At 73.9% G+C, this 20,416-nt stretch carries 22 protein-coding genes and 1 pseudogene; 15 read left to right on the top strand and 8 right to left on the bottom strand.

Features of this window, described 5'->3' with window-relative positions; genetic code table 11:
• Window positions 1-59 precede the first annotated feature (59 nt).
• Genes ACTMTB_RS26260 through ACTMTB_RS26245 form a run of 4 tightly spaced genes read left to right on the top strand, consistent with a single transcriptional unit; the run spans window position 60 to window position 4,103 of the window.
• A complete protein-coding gene (locus ACTMTB_RS26260) occupies window positions 60-1,622 on the top strand; it encodes a lysine 5,6-aminomutase subunit alpha (RefSeq protein WP_210779588.1) in 1,563 nt (520 codons plus the stop codon).
• Window positions 1,619-2,380 carry an OAM dimerization domain-containing protein gene (locus ACTMTB_RS26255; RefSeq protein WP_334573002.1) on the top strand — a complete coding sequence of 254 codons (762 nt, stop codon included), beginning with the start codon at window positions 1,619-1,621 and terminating at the stop codon, window positions 2,378-2,380. Before ACTMTB_RS26260 ends, ACTMTB_RS26255 begins: the two co-directional genes overlap by 4 nt.
• Complete coding sequence (locus tag ACTMTB_RS26250) at window positions 2,377-2,769, top strand: hotdog domain-containing protein (protein ID WP_441148879.1); 393 nt, start codon at window positions 2,377-2,379, stop codon at window positions 2,767-2,769. The genes ACTMTB_RS26255 and ACTMTB_RS26250 overlap by 4 nt, the downstream gene beginning before the upstream one ends.
• Complete coding sequence (locus ACTMTB_RS26245; RefSeq protein WP_441148878.1) at window positions 2,766-4,103, top strand: glutamate mutase L; 1,338 nt, start codon at window positions 2,766-2,768, stop codon at window positions 4,101-4,103. The genes ACTMTB_RS26250 and ACTMTB_RS26245 overlap by 4 nt, the downstream gene beginning before the upstream one ends.
• 402 nt (window positions 4,104-4,505) lie before the next feature.
• Here the strand turns inward: ACTMTB_RS26245 and ACTMTB_RS26240 are convergent, their stop codons facing one another.
• Window positions 4,506-5,210: an alpha/beta fold hydrolase gene (locus ACTMTB_RS26240; protein ID WP_441148877.1), complete on the bottom strand. Its 705-nt coding sequence runs from the start codon at window positions 5,208-5,210 to the stop codon at window positions 4,506-4,508.
• A 142-nt stretch (window positions 5,211-5,352) separates the two neighbouring features.
• Between ACTMTB_RS26240 and lnt the strand changes: the two genes are divergently transcribed.
• The 3 genes from lnt (at window position 5,353) to ACTMTB_RS26225 (ending at window position 8,381) form a co-directional block, all read left to right on the top strand.
• The gene (gene lnt / locus ACTMTB_RS26235) at window positions 5,353-6,924 is read left to right on the top strand and encodes an apolipoprotein N-acyltransferase (protein WP_441148984.1); all 1,572 of its coding nucleotides are present in this window, start codon (window positions 5,353-5,355) and stop codon (window positions 6,922-6,924) included.
• A gap of 12 nt (window positions 6,925-6,936) precedes the next feature.
• Complete coding sequence (locus ACTMTB_RS26230; protein WP_441148876.1) at window positions 6,937-7,737, top strand: polyprenol monophosphomannose synthase; 801 nt, start codon at window positions 6,937-6,939, stop codon at window positions 7,735-7,737.
• 98 nt (window positions 7,738-7,835) lie between these two features.
• A complete protein-coding gene (locus ACTMTB_RS26225; RefSeq protein ID WP_441148875.1) occupies window positions 7,836-8,381 on the top strand; it encodes an FxsA family protein in 546 nt (181 codons plus the stop codon).
• Between the two features lie 62 nt (window positions 8,382-8,443).
• Here the strand turns inward: ACTMTB_RS26225 and ACTMTB_RS26220 are convergent, their stop codons facing one another.
• On the bottom strand, window positions 8,444-8,785 hold the full coding sequence (locus tag ACTMTB_RS26220) for an RNA polymerase-binding protein RbpA (RefSeq protein WP_007070998.1): 342 nt from the start codon (window positions 8,783-8,785) through the stop codon (window positions 8,444-8,446).
• Between the two features lie 218 nt (window positions 8,786-9,003).
• Between ACTMTB_RS26220 and ACTMTB_RS26215 the strand changes: the two genes are divergently transcribed.
• Both ACTMTB_RS26215 and ACTMTB_RS26210 read left to right on the top strand, forming a co-directional pair.
• Window positions 9,004-10,485 carry a peptide MFS transporter gene (locus ACTMTB_RS26215; protein WP_441148874.1) on the top strand — a complete coding sequence of 494 codons (1,482 nt, stop codon included), beginning with the start codon at window positions 9,004-9,006 and terminating at the stop codon, window positions 10,483-10,485.
• Between the two features lie 70 nt (window positions 10,486-10,555).
• Window positions 10,556-12,634 (top strand): molybdopterin-containing oxidoreductase family protein, encoded by a 2,079-nt coding sequence (locus ACTMTB_RS26210; RefSeq protein ID WP_441148873.1) that lies wholly within the window; start codon window positions 10,556-10,558, stop codon window positions 12,632-12,634.
• Here ACTMTB_RS26210 and ACTMTB_RS26205 read toward each other — a convergent pair.
• A complete protein-coding gene (locus ACTMTB_RS26205) occupies window positions 12,622-13,740 on the bottom strand; it encodes a hypothetical protein (RefSeq protein WP_441148872.1) in 1,119 nt (372 codons plus the stop codon). The two genes, ACTMTB_RS26210 and ACTMTB_RS26205, sit on opposite strands and share 13 nt — an antisense overlap.
• Window positions 13,741-13,773: 33 nt before the next feature.
• Window positions 13,774-14,058, bottom strand: a complete 285-nt coding sequence (locus tag ACTMTB_RS26200; RefSeq protein WP_441148871.1) for a hypothetical protein — start codon at window positions 14,056-14,058, stop codon at window positions 13,774-13,776.
• Between the two features lie 16 nt (window positions 14,059-14,074).
• On the opposite strand from ACTMTB_RS26200, the gene ACTMTB_RS26195 reads away from it, so the two are divergent.
• The gene (locus tag ACTMTB_RS26195) at window positions 14,075-14,584 is read left to right on the top strand and encodes an NUDIX hydrolase (RefSeq protein WP_441148870.1); all 510 of its coding nucleotides are present in this window, start codon (window positions 14,075-14,077) and stop codon (window positions 14,582-14,584) included.
• A gap of 32 nt (window positions 14,585-14,616) precedes the next feature.
• Here ACTMTB_RS26195 and ACTMTB_RS26190 read toward each other — a convergent pair whose 3' ends face one another.
• On the bottom strand, window positions 14,617-15,267 hold the full coding sequence (locus ACTMTB_RS26190; RefSeq protein WP_441148869.1) for a LysE family translocator: 651 nt from the start codon (window positions 15,265-15,267) through the stop codon (window positions 14,617-14,619).
• A gap of 104 nt (window positions 15,268-15,371) precedes the next feature.
• On the opposite strand from ACTMTB_RS26190, the gene ACTMTB_RS26185 reads away from it, so the two are divergent.
• Window positions 15,372-15,926 carry a GNAT family N-acetyltransferase gene (locus tag ACTMTB_RS26185; RefSeq protein ID WP_441148868.1) on the top strand — a complete coding sequence of 185 codons (555 nt, stop codon included), beginning with the start codon at window positions 15,372-15,374 and terminating at the stop codon, window positions 15,924-15,926.
• 16 nt (window positions 15,927-15,942) lie between these two features.
• Here ACTMTB_RS26185 and ACTMTB_RS26180 read toward each other — a convergent pair whose 3' ends face one another.
• Window positions 15,943-16,347: a YkvA family protein gene (locus tag ACTMTB_RS26180; RefSeq protein WP_280838691.1), complete on the bottom strand. Its 405-nt coding sequence runs from the start codon at window positions 16,345-16,347 to the stop codon at window positions 15,943-15,945.
• Between the two features lie 142 nt (window positions 16,348-16,489).
• Here ACTMTB_RS26180 and ACTMTB_RS26175 point away from each other — a divergent pair, with 142 nt between their 5' ends.
• The 4 genes and pseudogenes from ACTMTB_RS26175 (at window position 16,490) to ACTMTB_RS26160 (ending at window position 19,118) form a co-directional block, all read left to right on the top strand.
• Window positions 16,490-16,978: a DUF1992 domain-containing protein gene (locus tag ACTMTB_RS26175; protein WP_441148867.1), complete on the top strand. Its 489-nt coding sequence runs from the start codon at window positions 16,490-16,492 to the stop codon at window positions 16,976-16,978.
• A 112-nt stretch (window positions 16,979-17,090) separates the two neighbouring features.
• Window positions 17,091-17,642: pseudogene (locus ACTMTB_RS26170) on the top strand (VOC family protein); the annotation flags it as partial.
• Between the two features lie 322 nt (window positions 17,643-17,964).
• Entirely contained in the window at window positions 17,965-18,450 is a 486-nt protein-coding gene (locus tag ACTMTB_RS26165) for a DUF1062 domain-containing protein (protein WP_441148866.1), read from the top strand.
• A 263-nt stretch (window positions 18,451-18,713) separates the two neighbouring features.
• On the top strand, window positions 18,714-19,118 hold the full coding sequence (locus ACTMTB_RS26160) for a hypothetical protein (RefSeq protein ID WP_441148865.1): 405 nt from the start codon (window positions 18,714-18,716) through the stop codon (window positions 19,116-19,118).
• Window positions 19,119-19,187: 69 nt separating this feature from the next.
• On the opposite strand, the gene ACTMTB_RS26155 is transcribed toward ACTMTB_RS26160, so the two are convergent.
• The gene (locus ACTMTB_RS26155; RefSeq protein ID WP_319462039.1) at window positions 19,188-19,472 is read right to left on the bottom strand and encodes a hypothetical protein; all 285 of its coding nucleotides are present in this window, start codon (window positions 19,470-19,472) and stop codon (window positions 19,188-19,190) included.
• A 352-nt stretch (window positions 19,473-19,824) separates the two neighbouring features.
• The gene (locus tag ACTMTB_RS26150; RefSeq protein ID WP_441148864.1) at window positions 19,825-20,376 is read right to left on the bottom strand and encodes an AAA family ATPase; all 552 of its coding nucleotides are present in this window, start codon (window positions 20,374-20,376) and stop codon (window positions 19,825-19,827) included.
• Window positions 20,377-20,416: the final 40 nt, after the last annotated feature.

The raw sequence follows: 20,416 nt of genomic DNA, 5'->3' as shown, positions 1-20,416 counted from the left end.
AGGATCGAGGCAGCACGGGCGCGGGTCGCGCCGGCGGCGAGCGGGGCCGGGGTGCCGGCGTGACGGGCAAGCTCGACCTGGATCCGGTGCTGGTGGCGCGGGCGCGGGAGTTGGCGCGCCGCGCCGGGCAGCCGGTGGTGGATCTGGCGCGTAGCCACACGACGGTGTCGGTGGAGCGGGCGGTGTTGCGGCTGGCCGGGGTGACCGGCGCGGACCCGGACGGCATTCCGTGGGTGAACCGGCTGGTGGACGCGGTGGTGGCCGACGTCGGGTTGGGGCACGGGGTGGCGGTGCCGGTGTTCGACGCCCTCGCGCGGGAGCAGATCAGCGACGTGACGTTGCTGGCGCAGAAGGCGGCGGCCGGGTCGGTGCGCTTCACGCAGCCGGCCGGGAAGGCGGCCACCGCCGCCCGGAAGGCGGCCCGCAAGGCGGTCGGGGCGGGTGTCCGGTTGATCGACCGGCGGCGCGCGGAGCGGGACCGGCTGGTGAAGCGGTACGGGGATCCGGCGCAGCGGCCGTGGATCTACCTGATCGTGGCCACCGGTGACATCTACGAGGACATCCCGCAGGCGCAGGCCGCGGCGCGGGCCGGCGCGGACGTCATCGCGGTGATCCGGTCGACGGGGCAGTCGCTGCTGGACTACGTGCCGGAGGGGGCGACCCGGGAGGGTTTCGCCGGCACGTACGCCACGCAGGAGAACTTCCGGTTGATGCGGGCGGCGTTGGACGAGACGTCGAAGGAGTTGGGCCGGTACGTGCGGCTGACGAACTACGCGTCGGGGCTGTGCATGCCGGAGATGGCGACCCTGGCCGGCCTGGAGCGGCTGGACATGATGCTCAACGACTCGATGTACGGGATCCTGTTCCGCGACATCAACCCGATCCGCACGTTCGTGGACCAGCGGTTCTCCCGGCAGGTGCACGCCCGGGCGGGGATCATCATCAACACCGGTGAGGACAACTACCTGACCACCGCCGACGCGGTGGACGAGGCGCACACGGTGACGGTGTCGCAGTTGCTCAACGAGTTCTTCGCGCACGAGGCGGGGTTGGCCGACTGGCAGTTGGGGCTGGGGCACGCGTTCGAGATCAACCCGGATCTGCCGGAGTCGTTCCGGTTGGAGTTGGCGCACGCGCTGTTGGCGCGGGAGTTGTTCCCGGACGCGCCGTTGAAGTGGATGCCGCCGACGAAGCACATGACCGGGGACGTGTTCCGCGGCAATCTGCTCGACGGGTTCTTCAACCTGGTGGGCACCATGACCGGGCAGGGCATCCTGCTGGTGGGGATGATGACCGAGGCGGTGGTGACGCCGTGGCTGTCGGATCGGGACATCGCCCTGCAGAACGTGCGGTACGTGCTGGGCGCGGCCGGTGGGTTGCACGAGGACTTCGTGCCGGCGCCGGGCGGGTTCATCCAGCAGCGCGCCAACCGGGTGCTGGGTGAGGCGCTGGATCTGCTGGAGCGCATCGGTGACCAGTCGCTGTTGACGGCGATCGCCGAGGGCACGTTCGGGATCATGAAGCGGCCCGCGGACCGGGGCAAGGGCCTGGCCGGGGTGGCCGCGCACGACGCCGACTACTACAACCCGGCCACCGAGATCCTGGAAGGGGACCGCGCGTGACGGCCGCGGCGGAGAAGAAGATCGTCCGGCCGTACGGGGACACCACCGGTGACGGCATGGTGCAGGTGTCGTTCACGTTGCCGGTGCCGCACGACAAGCGGGCCGAGGGCGCGGCGATCCAGCTGGCCAACAAGATGGGCATCGACCCGGCGATGCTGGTGCACGCCAAGCCGATGAGCGACGGGTTCACCTTCTTCGTGGTGTACGGGCGGGTGAACCATCTGGTGGACCTTTCCGCGGTGCAGGTGGTGGAGCGGGACTTCCCGCTGCTGAGCGCCAAGGAGGTCAACGCGGTGGTGAAGCAGCGGTTGCGGCGCAAGCTGTCGGTGGTGGGGGCGTGCATCGGCACGGATGCGCACACTGTGGGCATCGACGCGATCCTCAACGTCAAGGGCATCGCGGGGGAGAAGGGCCTGGAGTACTACCGGGAGCTGAAGGTCACCAACCTCGGCGCGCAGGTCAGCGTGCCGGAGCTGGTGGAGGCGGCCCGGGTGGAGAAGGCCGACGCGGTGCTGGTGTCGCAGGTGGTGACGCAGCGCGACGCGCACCTGCACAACACGCGGGAGATGTCCGCGGCGTTCCGGGAGGCGATGCCGGCGGGGAAGCGGCCGCTGCTGATCGTGGGCGGGCCACGGTTCGACGAGACGATGACCGGCGAGCTGGGCGTGGACCGGATCTTCGGCCGGGGCACCACCCCGGGTGAGGTGGCCAGCTACCTGGTGCACGCGCTGATCACGAACAAGAAGGCGAAGGCATGAGTGATTCCCGGGTCGGGCTGACCGTCACCCACCGGCGGTATGTGCCGTACTCGCACGCCCACTACGCGGGGAACCTGGTCGACGGGGCGTACGCGCTGGGGTTGTTCGGGGACGTGGCGACGGAGGTGTGCATCCGCACCGACGGCGACGAGGGGTTGTTCGCGTCGTACTCGGATGTGCAGTTCCGCAGCGCCATGCGGGCGGGTGACGTGTTGGAGGTGACGGCGACGGTGACCCGGGTGGGTACCCGCAGCCGCACCATCGACTTCGAGGCGCGGGTGGTGTGCCGGGGTCGTCCGGACCGGTCGGAGTCGGCGGCGGAGGTGCTCGAGACGCCGATCGTGGCGGTCACCGCGACCGGCACCGTGGTCGTCCCGCCGCCGGCGTGAGCCTCGCCGTCTGCGCCGACGTCGGGTCCACGTACACGAAGGTCGCGGTGGTGGACTTCGACGCCGCCGCGCTGGTCGCGGCGGCGTCGGCGCCGACCACGGTCGGCACGGACGTGCTGCACGGCCTGGACGCCGCGGTCGGCGCGGCCACCGCCGGGCTCAATGCCCGGGACCTGCCGTGGTACGTGTGCTCGTCGGCCGGTGGTGGGCTGCGCCTGGCGGTGGTGGGCTACGAGCCGCTGGTCACCGCGCAGGCGGGCCGGCGGGTGGGGTTGTCGGCGGGCGCGAACGTGGTGCACGTGGCCGCGGGCCGGCTCGGCGCGACCGACCTGGCGGCGTTGCGGGCGGCCCGCCCGGACGTGGTGCTGCTGGTCGGTGGCACCGACGGTGGGGACGCCGAGGTGTTGACGCACAACGCGACCCGGTTGGCGAAGGCCCGCTGGCGGGTGCCGGTGGTGCTGGCCGGCAACGTCGCGGTCCGCGACGAGTTGTCCGCCCTGCTGGCCGGGGCGGGGGTGCCGGTGACGGCGGCTGACAACGTGCTGCCGCGCATCGGGGTGCTGGCCCCGGCGTCGGCGCGGGCGGCGATCCGGGAGGTGTTCCTGCGGCACGTCATCGGCGGCAAGCGGTTGTCGCGGGGTACCCGGTTCGCGCGGCTGGTGCGCGCGGCCACCCCGGACGCGGTGCTGACCGGCGTGGAGGTACTCGCCGACACCCTCGGCGGTGACCTGGCGGTGGTGGACGTCGGTGGGGCCACCACCGACGTGTACTCGGTGCTCACCCCGGACGAGCGGGCCGACGGGCTGGGCCGGGAGGTCGCCGGGACGCTGTGGCGGGCCCGCACCGTCGAGGGGGATCTGGGGATGCGGTGGAGCGCGCCGGGGGTGGTCCGCGCCGCCGCCGAGGAACGCCTGCTCGCGGTGGGGGAGCAGGACGTTCTGGCGCGGGCGGCGGCGGTGCGGGCCGCCGCCCCGGGGTTCCTGGCCGAATCCGGCGCGGAGCGGGCCGCCGACCGGCGGATCGCGGCGCTGGCCGCGACGGTGGCGCTGCGCCGGCACGCCCGGGGCGCGGCCACCGGGGAACGCGCCGGCCGGGACCTGCGGGACGTGCGGCTGATGGTGGGTTCCGGTGGGGTGCTGCGGCATGCCCCCGCCGACCACGCCGCCGGGGTCCTCGCCGCGGTGCTGGCCGACCACGCCGGCGGGTGGCCGCTGCCCCGGGAGGCGCGCGCGGTGGTCGATGTGGACTACGTGCTGGCCGCCGGCGGGCTGCTCGCCGACGAGCATCCGGGGGCGGCGCGGGCGTTGCTGCGCCGGCATCTCGGCACGGATTGAGACGCGCCGACGCGACACGCCGTGTCGCAACACAAGACTGGCCGGGGGTGGGTTGACAGCGGCGGGGGTGCAAGCCGTACCGTCTTTGAGTCCTACTACGGGAAGCGGCTGTTGTTCGCTTCGTCCCTTCGTCCGCTGGCCGAGCGACACGGTGCAACTCGTCGCGGCGGCCAGGTCCAGCGGGCGGGGGTCGGCGGGGCGGCGCGAACCGGCCGCGGTTACCGGTGTACGGGCAGGGTGAGAGGCACGGCCAGTAGACAACGGCCCGGCGGGGGCAGCCAGTCCGCGTCCGGTCGGTCCGAAGGTCGGCGCACCTCACTCTCGCCCCACCGGCCGGGAAGGGCCTGGGAGCATCGGGGCGCGGCGTATGCCGCGCCCCGATTTCTGTTCCCGCCCGCCCGTTCAGATGGCCCGGGCGTAGGACTCCAGCAGGTCGGCCAGCCGGCGTGGCTGGCTCAACGCCAGCAGGTGCCCGCCGGGCAGCTCGTCGGGGCGCACGCCGAGGCGCTCCACGGCCAGGCGGCGCTGGAAGTCCGCCGGGAAGAACCGGTCGTCGCGGCCGGTCACCACCCGGGTCGGCACGTCCGGCCAGCGGCGCAGCGGGTTCGGCCGGACGAACACCGCCTCCGACTCCGGCTCGCCCGCGCCGTCGAGCAGCCGGGCGGTCACCTCGGCGGGCACGTCGTGGAAGAAGTCCACCGCCAGGTCGACGTCGGCGTGCGGGTCGCGGCCCTGCGCGGCGGCGTACGCGGCGCGCGCCGGGCCGTGGCCGGTGGCCGCCCACCAGTCGCCGGCCGTCTCACCCGGCGCCGGCATCATCGGGTTGACCAGCACCAGCAGCCGCACCGCCGGATGGTCGGCGACCAGCGGGGCGGTGAAGGCGCCCAGCGACTGCGCCACCAGCACCACCCGCGGGTGCGGGTCGACGGCGGCGCGGACCACGGCCGCGTACTCGGGCAGCGCGGCGTGCGGGTCGGCGGCGGGCAGCGCCACCGCCACCGCCTCCCGGCCCCGCCGGCGCAGCTCGTCGACCAGCAGGTGCCAGTAGTCGGCGCTGCCGCCGGCGCCGGGTATCAGCACGTACGTCACGGTCGGGGGCGCTGTCATGCCGGTCACCCTGCCAGCCGGGTACGACACGACCTGGTCCGGCCGGCGGCACCGGCCACCGCCGGCCGGGTAGCCTTCGCCGCGTGATCGTGGTGAGGTGCCGGTGACGACGCTCGACCGGGATGAGACCCGGGCCGCCGAGGTGGTTGGCCGCGCGGACGCCCCGCGCGCGCTGCCGCTGCGGCTGGCCGTGCCCGCCGCCGTGCTCGCCGGGCTGGCGATGCTGCTGGCGTTCCCCCCGTACGGGGTGTGGCCGCTGGCCCCGGTGGGGGTGGCGCTGCTGGGCGCGGCCGCGCACCGGCGGCGGCTGCGTGCCGGCGCCGGGCTGGGCTTCCTGACCGGGGTGGCGCTGTTCGCGCCGATGCTGGAGTGGACCAACCTGCACACCGGCTACCTGCCGTGGGTGCTGCTGTCGCTGCTGCAGGCCGGCTACCTGGCGCTGCTCGGCGTCGCCACCGCGTGGGTGTCGCCGCTGGTCGACCGGCGCCGCTGGGCGTGGCCGGTGGTAACCGGGCTGCTCTGGGTGGCGCAGGAGGCGCTGCGCGACCGGACCCCGTTCGGCGGGTTCCCCTGGGGGCGGCTGGCGTTCAGCCAGGACACCTCCCCGCTGCTGCGGCTGGCCTGGCTCGGTGGCGCGCCGCTGGTGACGTTCGCCGTGGCGCTGACCGGTGGGCTGCTGCTCGCCGCCGGGTGGCGGCGCTGGCCGGGCCGTGACCGGCGCGGCTGGGCGCCGGTGGCGCTGCTGGTGGCGTCGGCCCTGGCGCTCACCGGCGGGGCGCTGCTGGTGCCCACCGGCGCCGCCGGCACCGGCCGGACCGTCACCGTGGCGGTCGTGCAGGGCAACGTGCCCCGCCTCGGGTTGGACTTCAACGCCCAACGTCAGGCGGTGCTCAACAACCACGTCGACGCCACCCTGGAGCTGGCCGCCGGGGTCGACGCCGGCACGCGGCCCCGCCCCGACCTGGTGGTGTGGCCGGAGAACTCCTCCGACATCGACCCGCTGCGCAACGCCGCCGCCGGGGAGCGGATCTCCCAGGCCGCCGACGCGATCGGCGCGCCGATCCTGGTCGGCGCGGTGCTGCTCGGCCCCGACCGGGGACAGGTGCGCAACGCGGGGATCCTGTGGCGCCCGGGCACCGGGGCGGACCTGTCGCAGCTGTACACCAAACGGCACCCCGTCCCGTTCGCCGAGTACGTGCCGTTGCGCACGATCGCCCGGATGGTCAGCAAGCAGGTCGACCTCGTCCGCAACGACTTCGTGGCCGGTGAGCGGCCCGGCGTGGTCCGGTCCGGACCGGCGGTGCTCGGCGACGTGATCTGCTTCGAGGTCGCCTACGACGGCCTGGTGCGCGACACCGTCGACGGTGGGGCGCAGCTGCTGGTGGTGCAGACCAACAACGCCACCTTCGACGTCGCCGAGGCCCGCCAGCAGCTGGCGATGGTGCGGCTGCGGGCCGTCGAGCACGGCCGGGGCGCGTTGATGGCCTCCACGGTCGGGGTGTCCGGGTTCGTGACCCCCGACGGGCGGGTAAGCGGCGCCACCGGGTTCAACACCCGCGCGGTGGTGCTGCGTCAGGTGGCGCTCGCCGACGGGCGTACCCCCGCCACCCGGGCGGGCGTGTGGCCGGAGCTGGCCCTGGCCGGGCTCGCGGTGGCGGTCCTGGTGGCCGCCGGGGGGCTGCGCCGCCGCCGGGAGGTCGACGCCGGCCGGTGAGGCCGGGGGCGGATGCGCGGAAGGGGTGCGGTGAGCGAGCCAGTGCCGGTGGGCCACCCCGGGGTGGGGCGCGTGCTGGTGGTGATCCCCACCTACAACGAGGCGGAGAACCTCCCCGACGTCGTCGCCCGGGTCCGCGCCGCCGCGCCGGCGGTGGACATCCTCGTCGCCGACGACAACAGCCCCGACGGCACCGGCGCGCTCGCTCAGGCGATGGCGGCCACCGACCCGCACGTCAACGTGCTGCGCCGCCCCGGCAAGGAGGGGCTCGGCGCGGCGTACCTGGCCGGGTTCGGCTGGGCGCGGCGGCGCGGCTACGACGCGGTGGTGGAGATGGACGCCGACGGCTCGCACGCCCCGGAGGACCTGCCCACCCTGCTGGCCGCCGCCCGCGACGCCGACGTGGTCATCGGCTCCCGGTGGACCCGCGGGGCGCGGGTGCTGAACTGGCCGCTGCGGCGGCTGCTGCTGTCGCGCTGCGGCAACCTGTACGCGCGGTTGGCGCTGGGTATGCCGGTCTCCGACGCCACCGGCGGCTACCGGGTGTACCGGTCGACGGCGCTGACGGCGATGGAGCTGGAGTCGGTCTGCTCGCAGGGCTACTCGTTCCAGGTGGAGCTGTCGCGGCTGGCGCACCGGGCGGGGGTGCGGATCGTGGAGGTGCCGATCACCTTCGCCGAACGGGAGCGCGGCGCGAGCAAGATGAGCCCGCTGATCGTGGCGGAGGCGCTGTGGCGGATCACGACGTGGGGGCTGCGGGACCGGCGGGCGGCGGCGTGGCCCGGCCGGCGGGTCGCGGGCCGGTGGCCGTGACGCCCGGGCGTGTCATGCTGGAGGGGCGGGGTTTCCGCCCCGTGTCCGGTTCACGGCGGCGTCGTCGACCGGGCGCCGCGCGACGCGGATGAGGTGAGATGCGCCGATACCTGAGGTTCGTGCCGCCGGCCCTGCTGCTGGCGGTGGTGCTGGAGCTGGCGGTCTTCGTCGGGGTGGGCCGGGTGATCGGGTTCGGCTCGGCGGTGCTGCTGGTGTTCGCGGCGTCGCTGCTGGGGCTGGTGCTGCTGCGCCGGGAGGGGATGCGCGCCTGGCGCGGGTTCCGCTCGTCGGTGGAGGCCCGGCAGCCGCCCGGTCGGCAGGTCACCGACGGGCTGGTGGGGCTGCTGGGGGCGCTGCTGCTGGCCACCCCGGGCCTGGTCAGCGGCGTGGTGGGTCTGTTGCTGCTGGTGCCGCCGGTGCGCCGGCTGGCCCGCGCCGGGGTGCAACGTGCCGCCGAGCGCCGGGTGTCGTCGATGGTCGCCGGTGACCTGTTCGGGCCGCGCACCGTGCGGGTGCGCCGCGGCGCCAGCCGGCCCGCGTCGGAGCCGACGGTCGACGGGCAGGTCGTCGATGCGGGCCCGCCGCAGGTCGTCGACGGGGGCCGGGCCATCGAGGGTGAGATCGTCGAGCCGCGCCGCCCCTGACACACACGACGGCGCCCCGGGAGGTATCTCCCGGGGCGCCGTCGTCCGTCAGGTGGGGCCGCTCAGGCGCGGCCGCGGCGGGTACGGACCTCCTGCAGCCGCTCGGCGAGGATGTCCTCCAGCTCGGCGATGGAGCGCCGCTCCAGCAGCATGTCCCAGTGGGTACGCGGCGGCTTGGCCTTCTTCTGCTCCGGCTCGGTGCCGTCGACCAGCCGGGCGACGCTGCCGTCGAACTTGCACTCCCAGGTCGTGGGGACCTCGGCGTCGACGGCGAACGGCACCTCGAACTGGTGACCCTTGGCGCACAGGTACTCGCGGGTCTGACGCGGCGCGAGCTCCGTGTTGCGGTCGGATTCGTAGCTGACCGCGCCCAGCCGGCTACCGCGCAGCATACGCTCGCCCATGATCGACTTCCCCTCGTTCGTGGTGCTGGTCTTCTCGGTGTAACGGCCCGTCGCCCCCGCGGCATTCCCGCCCGGCTGGGTGATCCGGCCGGTGGCCCCTGCAAGGGTAACCGGCCACGGGCGAGACCCGGCGGGGTCGTCCCCGGCCGGGTCGAATCGGTGGAGTGTTTCGGCGCTCACCGGGGATGTTAGCCGCCCCAGATCGGGAGGAGGTGACGATGACCAGTGACACGCCGGTCGACGCCCGACCGCCGGGCGGGAAGACCTTCTTCGGTCATCCCCGGGCGCTGTCGACGCTGTTCCTCACCGAGATGTGGGAGCGGTTCAGCTTCTACGGCATGCGCGCCATCCTGGTGCTCTACCTGACCGCCGCGGTCGCCGAGGACGGCCTGGGCATGCGGGAGTCCACCGCCAACGCGGTCTACGGCACCTACAACGCCATGGTCTACCTGATGGCGCTGCCCGGCGGCTGGGTCGCCGACCGACTGATCGGCGCTCGCCGCAGCGTGCTGTGGGGCGGCGTGATCATCGCCGTCGGGCACTACGTGATGGCGATCCCCGCCCGGTGGAGCGTGTTCGCCGGGATGACCCTGATCGTGCTCGGCACCGGGCTGCTCAAGCCCAACATCTCGACCATGGTCGGCTCGCTCTACGACCGCGACTCGCCCCGCCGCGACGCCGGCTTCTCCATCTTCTACATGGGCATCAACCTGGGCGCGTTCATCGCCCCGCTGGTCACCGGCTTCCTCGGCGAGAAGATCAACTGGCACCTGGGGTTCGGGGCCGCCGCGATCGGCATGACCTTCGGCGTGCTCCAGTACGTCCTGGGCCGGCGCAACCTCGGCGACGCCGGCGAGCGCCCCGCCGACCCGCTGCTGGGCGCCGACCGTCGCCGGGCGCTGACCCGCATCGGCGTCGGCGTGCTGGTGCTGCTGGTGGTGCTCGCCGCGCTCGCCGTGGCCGACCTGTTCACCGTCAACACCGTGGTCAACTCCCTGACCATCGCCACCGTGCTGATCACCATCGGCTACTTCGCGCGGATCATCACCGACCAGGAGATCAGCAACACCGAACGCAGCCGGATGAAGGCGTACCTGTGGCTGTTCGTCTTCGCCGCCGCCTTCTGGCTGATCTACGACCAGGCCGGGTCGGTGCTGAACATCTTCGCCGCCGACCGGACCGACCGGGACGTGCTCGGCTTCACCTTCCCCGCCTCCTGGCTCCAGTCGGTCAACCCGATCCTGATCATCATCGGGGCGCCGCTGTTCGCCTGGCTCTGGCTGCGCCTGGGCCACCGGGTGTCCACGCCGGTGAAGTTCGCCGTCGGCCTGGTCCTCAACGGCCTGTCGTTCGTGCTGATGGCCGCCGCCGCGCAGGCCGCCGTCGGCGGGGACCTGGTCTCCCCGTGGTGGCTGGTGGCCGTGTACGCCATCCAGGTCGCCGGTGAGCTGTCGCTGAGCCCGGTGGGCCTGTCCGCCACCACCAAGCTCGCCCCGGTCAAGTACGCCAGCCAGATGATGGGCCTGTGGTTCCTCGCCACCGCCGTCGGCGACGCCATCGGCGGGCAGGTCGCCCGGCTCGCCGAGACCTGGCCCGAACCGACCTACTTCCTCACCTTCGGCCTGGCCTCGGTCCTGCTCGGCCTCGGCGCGGTGATGTTCACCCGGCACATCTCCCGGCTGATGGCCGGCATCCACTGACCCCGGTCCGGCCCGCGCCCGGCGCGCGCGGGGCCGCCCCGCCCGGCGTGGTGGGGATACGATCCGCGCCATGGCCCGCACCACGATCCACCCCGGCGCCTGCCCGCTGGACTGCCCGGACACCTGCACCTGGCAGCTCACCGTCACCGACGGCAGGGCGGTGGCGCTGCGCGGCGACCGGGACCACCCGTTCACCCGGGGCGCGCTGTGCGGCAAGGTCAACCGTTACCTCGACGCGGTCAACGGAGCCGACCGGCTCACCCGGCCGCTGGTGCGGGTCGGGCCCAAGGGCGTCGGGCCGGTGTCGTACCGGCCGGCGAGCTGGGACGAGGCGCTGCAACGGGTGGCGGCCGGGCTGCGCGCCACCATCGACGCCGACGGGCCGCAGGCGATCCTGCCGTACTACTTCGCCGGCACGATGGGCCTGGTGCAGGGCTGGACGATGGGGCCTCGGCTCTTCGCCCACCTGGGCGCGTCGCGGCTGCGGACCACCATCTGCACCGCCGCCGCCCGCGCCGCCCTCCAGTCGATCTACGGCGGGTCGGTCGGCTTCGAACCGGAGTCGATCGTGGACGCCCGGCTGATCGTGCTGTGGGGCGCGAACCTGCTCTCGACGAACCTGCACCACTGGCCGTTCGTGCAGGAGGCGCAGCGGCGCGGCGCGTACGTGGTGACGATCGACCCGCTGCGCACCGACACCGCCGCGCGCAGCGACGAGCACGTCGCGCCGCTGCCCGGCACCGACGCCGCCCTCGCGCTGGGGTTGATGCGCCACATCCGCGACCTCGGTGGTGTCGACCGGGAATGGCGGGACGCGCACACCACCGGCGGGGAACGGCTCGACGCCCGCCTCGACGAGTGGCCGGTGGAACGCGCCGCCGCCGAGTGCGGTCTCGACGCCGACGTGCTGCGCCGGCTCGGCGCGCGGATCGCCGGCACCCGGCCCACCGCCATCCGGGTCGGGCTGGGCCTGCAACGGCACGCCGGCGCCGGCCAGGCCGTCCGGGCCATCGCGGCGATCCCGCTGCTGACCGGGGACTTCCGCTACCCGGGCGGCGGGGCGCTGGTGACCACCTCCGGGCACCACCGGATCGACCCCGACCGGGTGGCCCGCCCGGCCGACCTGCCCACCCCGCCGGCCCGCTCGATCAACATGAGCCGGCTCGCCGCCGCGCTGACCGGCGAGGCCGACCCGCCGGTCACCTCGCTGGTGGTGTTCGACGCCAACCCGGCCGCCACCGTCCCGGACCAGAACCGGCTGCGCGCCGGGCTGGGCCGGGCCGACCTGTTCACCGTGGTGCTGGAGCAGCGCTGGACGGACACCTGCGACTGGGCAGACGTGGTGCTGCCAGCCACCATGCAGCCCGAACACCTCGACCTGCACACCTCCTACGGGCACCACTACGCGACGCTGAACCTGCCGGCGAGCACCCCGCCGGGGGAGGCGCTGCCGAACACGGAGATCTTCCGCCGCATCGCCGCCGCCCTCGGCCTGACCCATCCCCGGCTGCGCGACACCGACGAGGACCTGGCCCGGCAGCTGCTCGACGGCGCCGGGGTCAGCTTCGAGGAGCTGCGCGAGCACACCTACGCGCGGGCCACCGGTGTGGACGTCGGCGCCGCCCCGTACGCCAAGGGCGGCTTCCCCACCCGCGACGGGCGGGCCCGGTTGTACGACCCGCAGCTCACCGGGCAGGGCGTCGACCCGCTGATCGGCTACACCCCGCCGGTGGAGGCCGCCGACCCGCAGCTGGCGCGGCGGTTCCCGCTGGCGCTGATCTCCCCGGCGGGCCGGTTCCTGATGAATTCCACCTTCGCGTCGCTGCCCTGGCACCTCGACCGCACCGGCCCGCCCCGCATCCACCTGCACCCCGTCGACGCGGCCGCCCGGGGGCTGGCCGACGGCGACGCGGCGCGGGTGCACAACGACCGGGGCGCGTTCCTGGCCACCGTCGCGGTGGACGAGGCCACCCGGCCGGGGCTGGCGTTCACCTACAAGGCGTACTGGGCGCGGTTGAGCCCCGGCGGCAGCACCGTCAACGCCGTCACCGCCGTCCGTGACACCGACCTGGGTGGCGGGCCGACGTTCCACGACACGAGGGTGCAGGTCGAGGCCGCACCGGCCGAGGTGCCCGCTCAGCCCGCCTGAGGCGGCGCGCCGAGCCGGGCCAGCGCGGCGGCCAGGTCGCTGACCTGGTCGGCGAGCTGCGCGGCCCGCCGCTGGGCGGCGTCGCGGTCGGCTTCGGCGGCGCGCAGCCGTACCTCGGTCTCGGTCAGCCGGGCCTGCGCGGCGTCGCCGCCGCGGCGGGCCTCGGCGAGCTCGGCCGCGAGCGCGTCGCGCTGCGTGGCGGCCCCGGCGGCCTCCTCGCGGGCGCGGGCCGACACCGCGGCGGCCTCCTCGCGGGCGGCGTCGGCCGCCGCCCGCGCGGCGTCCCGGTCAGCGGTCGCGGCGGCGGCCTCCGCGTGCGCCCGCCGGGCCTGCTCGGCGTGCCGGTCGGCCTCGGTACGCGCCCGCGCGGCCTCGGCCTCGGCCCGCTCGGCCTGCCGCACCGCCTCTGCGGCGGCGGCGGTGGCCCGCTGGGCGTCGGCGCGGGCGGCGTCGCGTTCGACGGTCAGGTCGGCGGCGCGCCGCCGGTCGGTGTCCCGCTCGGTGCGCAGGCCGCGCAGCTCGTGGCGGGCGGCGTCGCGGTCCCGTTCGGCCTGGGCGCGCAGCGCCTCGGCGGCGCTGGCCTCGCGGCGGGCGACGTCCCGGTCCGCCGCGGCGCGCTCGGCGTGGTCCCGCGCGGCGGCGGCCCGCGCGTCGGCCTGCTCGGCGCGGGCCAGGGCGGTGTCGCGGTCGGCGGCGGCGGCGCGGGCCTCCTGCCGGGCGCGGGTGGCCTCGGCGGCGGCGGTCTCGGCGTCGGTGCGGGCCTCGTCGCGCTCGGTGTGCGCCCGGGCGATGTCGGCGGCGGTCTCGGCGCGCAGCTGGGCGAGCTGGCGTTCCACCCCGGCCGGGGAGAGCTCGGCGTGCAGCGCCTCGGTAAGCGTCTCGACGATCTGGTCGAGCCGGTCCACCGCCTCCCAGGTGCGGGCCACCTGCCCCGGCAGGCCGGGGGCGTTGCGGTGCCGCATCCGGGAGTTGCGGGAGGCCCGCTGGCAGGCGCCGTCGTTGTCCCGGCAGTAGCGGAACGGCCGGCCGGCGCCGACGCGCTGCGGCACGTCCCGTCCACAGTGGGCGCAGGGGCGGGTGTCGGCGGGGGCGGGCTGGGCGTCCATCGAGGCGGAAGTCTAGTGCCGGCGTCGGGACGGTCAGTCCCCGGCGCGGGCGGCGCGGTCCAGGGTGTAGCGGCGTTGCAGCAGCAGCGCCGCGAGCATCGCCGCGGCGGGCAGCAGCCCGAAGCCCCAGCGGATCGCGTCCAGCGCCGCGTCGGGCTGGGTGACGCTCTGCCCGGCGGTGGAGGCGACGAACCCGCCGGCGGCGAGGCAGAGCGCGTACGCCCAGGGGCCCGGCGCCGTCGCCGGCCGGATCGCCGCCGGTGACCTCGACGCGGCGCCGCTGGCCGCCGGGATGGTCCGCCGGCACCGCGACGCCACCGGCTAGCGTGTGCCGGTGCCCGTCCCCTCGTACGTGACCAGGCTGCGCGCCCACATCGGCCACGACCTGCTCCTGCTGCCCGGCGTCAGCGGCGTGGTACGCGACGACGCCGGGCGGGTGCTGCTGGCCCGGCGGGGCGACAACGGCCGCTGGTCGGTGCCCGCCGGCATCGTCGACCCGGGCGAGCAGCCGGCCGACGCCGTCGTGCGGGAGGTCTTCGAGGAGACCGGCGTGCGGGTCCGGGTCGAGCGGGTCGGCGGCGTCGCCACCCACCCGGTGGTCTATCCCAACGGCGACGTCTGCGAGTACCTCAACGTCTGGTTCCGCTGCGCGCCGGTGGGTGGCGAGCCGCGCGCCGACGGCGACGAGTCGACCGAGGTGGGCTGGTTCGCCCCGGACGACCTGCCGGACCTGGACGAGTGGGCGCGGCTGCGCATCGACACCACGCTGCGCGAGGACGCCCCGACCTGGCACGCACGGCTCGGCGAGCGGCACCCGGCGCTGCGCCGACCGGACGCCCTCTGAGGGTCAGCGCCGACCCTGGCGGCCGGGACGGGTCAGCCGGTGGCGACGGCGGCCCGGGAGCGGTCGGCGGCGATGCGCACCGCGAGGCCGGCCAGCACGGTGCCCATCACGTACCGCTGCGCCCGCGCCCAACCCGGCCGGCGGAGCAGGAACGCCGACACCGAACCGGCGGTCAGCACGATCAGGGCGTTGACCGTCAGCGCGATCACGATCTGGGTCAGCCCGAGCAGCAGGCTCTGCACCGCCACGTGGCCGCGCGCCGGGTCGACGAACTGCGGCAGCAGCGACACGTACAGGATGGCGATCTTCGGGTTGAGCAGGTTGGTGACCAGGCCCATGGTGAACAGCCGGCGCGGTCGGTCCGGCGGCAGCGGCGTCGGGGTGAACGCCGATTGCCCGCCTGGGCGCAGCGTCCGCCAGGCCAGCCACAGCAGGTACGCCGCGCCGGCCAGCTTCACCGCCGTGTACAGCGGCGGCACCAGCACAAAGACCGTGGCGATGCCGGCCACCGCGGCGGCCAGGTAGACCAGGAAACCGACCGCCACCCCGAGCAGGGAGACCAGCCCGGCGCGGCGGCCCTGGGTCACCGACCGGGACACCAGGTAGACCATGTTCGGCCCGGGCGTCAGCACCAGGCCGAGCGCCACCAGACCGATCCCGACCAGCGCGCCCACCGTCACCATCGCCGCACCGCCCCTCCCGTGTCCGCCCCGACCCTACGCCGGGAACCGCTGCGCCGTGCGCACCGCATCTTTGCGCCGGCCCGTTCAGCGGTGACACTGCTGTGATGTCCGTCGTCCTGCGGGTGCCCGCCACCACGTCCACCGCCGAGTTGGTCCTGCGCCCGTGGCGCGACGACGACGTCGACGCGCTGCTGGAGATCTACCGCGATCCGGAACTGCGGGCGCGCACCCGGCGCCCGGTGCGCACCGCCGCCGACGCCCGCCGCTGGGTGGCGCGGCACCGGCAGGGCTGGGCGGCCGGCCGCCGCTTCTGCTTTGCCGTCTGCGAGACGGACCCGGTCGACGGCGGGCAGCGGCTCGTCGCCTGCGTGCTGCTCAAGGACGTCACGCCGGGACGGCCGGACGCTGAGGTGGGCTACTGGACGGCCGCGGCGGCCCGGGGCCGCGGGGTGGCCCCGCGTGCGGTGGACGCGGTGAGCCGTTGGGCGTTCACCCGCTTCGCCGCCACCGGACTGACCCGGCTGGAGCTGCTGCACGAGGTCGACAACCCGGCGTCCTGCCGGGTGGCGGAGAAGAGCGGGTACCCGTTCGTGGAGGTGCTGCCCGCCCGGCCACCGTACCCGGGTGACGGGCACCGCCACGTGCGCCGGCGGGACTGATCGTCTCCGGCGGGGATCAGGCCGGCGGCGTGGCGGGCGGGCCGAGCAGCCGCAGCAGCAGGCGCGGCTCCCCGGGCCAGGCGGCGAGCAGCACCTCACGCGGCACCTGCCGGCCCGCGTAGCGCAGCGCGAGCGCGACCACCACGATGTCGTCCAGCGGGCCGATCACCGGCAGGAACTCCGGGATCAGGTCGATCGGGCTGGCCAGCCAGAGGCCCGCCACCACGATGGCGATCTTCGCCTTGCGGGGGACCCGGGGGTCGGCGCGCAGCCGGCGGACCGTGGTCAGACAGTCGGGGATGAACGCGGCCAGATCGCGCAGGATGCCCGGCGGCAGCCGCCGGGCCAGCAGCACCAGCAGCGCCCAACTGGCCAGCAGGCAGGCCACCGCCACACCGAGCCCGATCAGCCAGTCCCGCACGCTGCCCTCCTCCGCCCCGCGTCGACCCTGCCGGGAATCTACGCTCCGGCCGCCACCACCCGCCGGCGGGGAATGCCCGGCCGCGCCGGGGCGCTGAACCTCGGCGGTACGGCGGATACCGTGGTTCGGGGAGGTGGGTGACGTGAGCAACGCGTGGGAAGCGGCGGTCGAGGCGCAGATCCGCACCGCAGTGGAGCGCGGCGACTTCGACAACCTGCCCGGCATGGGCAAGCCGATCCCGGGCCGCGGCGCCCCCTACGACGAGTCGTGGTGGATCAAGAGTTTCCTGGAGCGGGAGGCCCTGCCCAGCGATCTGCTGCTGCCGACGCCGCTGCAACTGCGCCGCCGGGTCGAGCAGGTCCCCGACGAGGTCCGTGACCTGCCCACCGAGGAGTCCGTCCGGGCGTACGTGGCCGCGCTGAACACCGAGATCGTGGCCTGGCTGCGTACCCCGACCGGCCCCCGGGTGGTGGTCCGGCCGGTCAACGTCGACGAGACGGTACGACGCTGGCGGGCCGACCGGGAACAGCGCTCGGCGGCTGTCCTGGCCGCTGCCACCGAGCCGGCGACCACCGCCGGCCGCCCGGCCCGGCGCCGCCGCTGGCGTTTTCCGTGGCGGCGCTCGCGCTGACCGCACCCCGTCACGGGCGCCGGCCGTACGGTTGGCCTCCTCCGACCGGGAGTGGCGGATGGCCCACTGGCTGGTTCATCCACTCATCCACCGGGCATAGGTCACCGTGCCGGACCCCGAAACCGTGAAGTACCGCGTGCACCTCGATCTCGCCACCACCTCTGCGGCCCATCAGGCGGAGTTGGTCGCGCGCCTGATGGATCTCGGTGCGACGCCCGCGGATGTGGGCCAGGGCGATGTCCCGTGGACGGTTCTGGCCGACCCGGAGGGCAACGTGTTCTGCGTGTTGGAGCCTCGGGAGATCTACCGGGATACCGGGCCGATCGCCGCGGTGGTGGTCGACTGTGCGGATCCGCGGGCCATGGCCCGGTTCTGGGGCGAGGCGATGGACTGGACCCTGCACGAGGTGACCGATGATCATGCGGTGCTGCGCTCGGCCAAGGGTGTCGGGCCGTATCTGGAGTTCCTTCGCACGCCCGTGAAGACCGTGTGGAACCGCGTCCATCTCGACCTGAAGCCGTATCCCGGTGATGATCAGGCGGCGGAGGTGGCCCGGCTGGAGGCTCTCGGTGCCACCGGCGCCGACGTCGGCCAGGGCGATGTGTCCTGGCGGTGCCTCGCCGACCCCGAGGGCAACGAGTTCTGCGTCCTCTCCCCGGGCTGACGAAGTCTCGGTCGAAAACCGTTTGAGCCCTCCTTCCGCGTTCCCATAGGGTGCCTGCGGCCCGTCGCTGTGAGGACAGAGGACAAAACGCGTGACCCCGCCTGCTCTGTAGACCTGACACCTTTTTCCGCTCACCTGTAGCCGACGCTCTCCGTCGGTTCTGCCGGGCTGCCCTTGTGCGCCCGGTCGTACAGCGTCTGAGGCCGCGCGCGTAATCGGCCTCGTGTCAGGTCCAGAGAGAGAGATCATGTCTTCACAACCTCATATCGTGCTGCCCTGGGTCGTTCGTCGGACCAGGCTGCCTCTGCTGTCGTTGCGGTGCGTGGACTGCCGGTCGGAGTCGGCCACCACCGGCGAGGGCAAATTCCGCGTCAACGCCAACGGCAAGTTGCTGGACGTGTGGCTGCTGGTCCGCTGCGTGTCCTGCGACCGGACGAGCAAGCTCACCGTCCACGAGCGAGCGCCGGTCAGATCCTTCGATCCGGCCGAGCTCCACGGCTACGGCGTCAACGATCCGGAACTGGTGGCGTCCCGGCTGTTGGATCCGCTGCTCGCCCGGCGCAACCGCTTCACCCTGGACTGGACGGGGGCCTGGCGGTTGGACACCCCGCCGGCCTGGCCGGACGAGGCGTGGCCGGTCCAGGTGGAGGTCGTCTTCGAGGATCCGGTACCGGTGCGCCCGGAACGACTCATCGCGCAAGGGCTGGGCCTCAGCAGGAACGAGGTACTGCGCCGGATCAAGTGCGACATTTCGCTGCGCCGTCCGACGAGCGCCGGATTCACCTTCACGGTGGTGGCCGGGGACTAGCGGGGATGTAGCCGCGGCGGGCCACCCGGCCCGCCCGGCTTCATCCCCGAACCATGCCGGATACCGGAGGCGCAAGCCACACCCGTCATAGAACGTCGTGCCCGACGGCGCGCAGTTGGGTCAGGGCTTGGCCTTTGTTGGGCTGGCGCTGCCAGGAACCTCTACAGCCCGCCAGTCAGCAGGGCTTTCGGTTTATTGAATAACCGGTAACGATATTCCAGTATTCAGGCTGGACGTAACGGGCAAAGCGGCGATGCATCATAATGTCTGTTCTGTTGCTTCCTATCGCCGTGCACACCTACGACGCCCAGGTCGCCGTGGGCGCCCCGCAGCCGCTGCCGGACGAGGTGGCCCTCGACGGTGTCGACCAGTTCCTGACCACCTGCGTCGCGACGACGGCCGCGTGGCCGCACAAGCCCGCGGTCATCGACTACCACGCCACCGAGGGCCGTTCCTGGCGGCTCTGGTTCTCCGCCGACGGCGCCCGGACCGCCCGCCTCCCCACGCCGGTCGCCGGCGAGGGCCCGGAGGCGGCCTATGTCTCCGCCCGGGGCACGGCCAATGAGCTGGTCATGTTCTGCTACGGCCGCATTCCGATGGACTCGCTGCGGCTCGACGGCGACCGGCGCGTCCTCGACCAGCTGATCGCCTGGGAGCCGGAGGAATAGGACGCGACGACGGACCCACCGCCCTGCGCCGACCTCGGCCTCAGCGCACGGCGGTGGGTCCGCGGCCCGTCACTCGTAGCGGTATTTCAGCGAGTCCGCCTCCACCTGTTCGATGTCGGCGATCGTCAGCGCCGGCATCCGCAGCTGGGCCAGCGTCACCTCGGCCGAGGTCGGCTGGGCGTCCGCCGGCAGCCACTGCTCCGGCTTCCAGGCCCCGCCGCGCAGCAGCGCCTTGGGGCAGTGCGGGTAGACCTCCTCGATGCCCAGCACCAGCGCACTGGCCGGTGGCTTGCCCACGGCGGTCAGCTGCGACAGCAGCTCGGGGCGAGTGGAGACGCAGGCCCGGCCGTTCACCCTGAGTGTCGTGGTGGGCCCCGGGATGACGAACAGCAGCCCGGCCCCAGGGTTGGTTCGACCGTCGGTGTTGGCCACGAGGTAGCGCAGCGACGCCCTGCTGGCCGGCCCACCAGCTGCACAGGACAGGCAGATGAGCCACGACGGCGGAACGGGCGGTCGTTGTTGGGCAGTTCAGCTCGTTCTCGACCACGATCAAGTCGCTGCGGCGACCGCCTGATTCTGACGGCTTGCGGTGGCCCGGCTCGGACGGTCTGTGGTGGCCCCATCGCGGTGGAGGCGTGCGATGGTGTGACGGCCCGATTTGGCCCCACCCCGGTTTGCCGCAGGAACTCAGATCAGTGACTGTGCGTTAGGTATGTAGGCGCTCGGCTTCGGGCCGAAGCTGCCATCCGACCTGTTCGATGACTTCGCGAGCTGCCTCCGCAACAGGCCTTGCGTGGGTCGACACTTGAAAGTCTCGGATCCTCGCAAGATCGCTCCGCTGCTGGTAGAGATCGACGAAGTTGCGTAGCCGGCTGCGCCAGTACTCGTTCGGTTCCCGTGCGGTGACCCGTTCCTTCAAGACCGTCTCAGGGGCGGTCAGCTCGCAGACGACAAACCGTGAGCCCGGCACGGCAGCGCGAAGCTGCACCCGTTCGTCCTCGTCCGCGATGACACTGGGAATGATGAGCCGCAGGTCCGCAATAGTCGCGCAATTGGGCCACATTGCCCTGAGATTGTTGAGCGCGAAAGACCGCTCGGGGTGCGGGTAGACCATGGTGAGGTCATCGAGGTCGATCACCGCGTTCGCCAAACCGGACTCACGCAGCAGGTCCGCTATGGCGCCCGACAGGGTGGACTTTCCCGAGCCTGGCGATCCGTGCAGGACGAGCACATCAACGTTGTTCACGAGCGTAGCCACCCGAGCCGGATACCTGCGACTTCGCTGCGGCCTCGGCCTC

The organism is Micromonospora sp. L32 (assembly GCF_052068055.1).
GTDB lineage: Bacteria > Actinomycetota > Actinomycetes > Mycobacteriales > Micromonosporaceae > Micromonospora > Micromonospora purpureochromogenes.
Note: the sequence above shows the minus strand (reverse complement) of the source record. Positions and strands in the feature narration are given on the sequence as shown.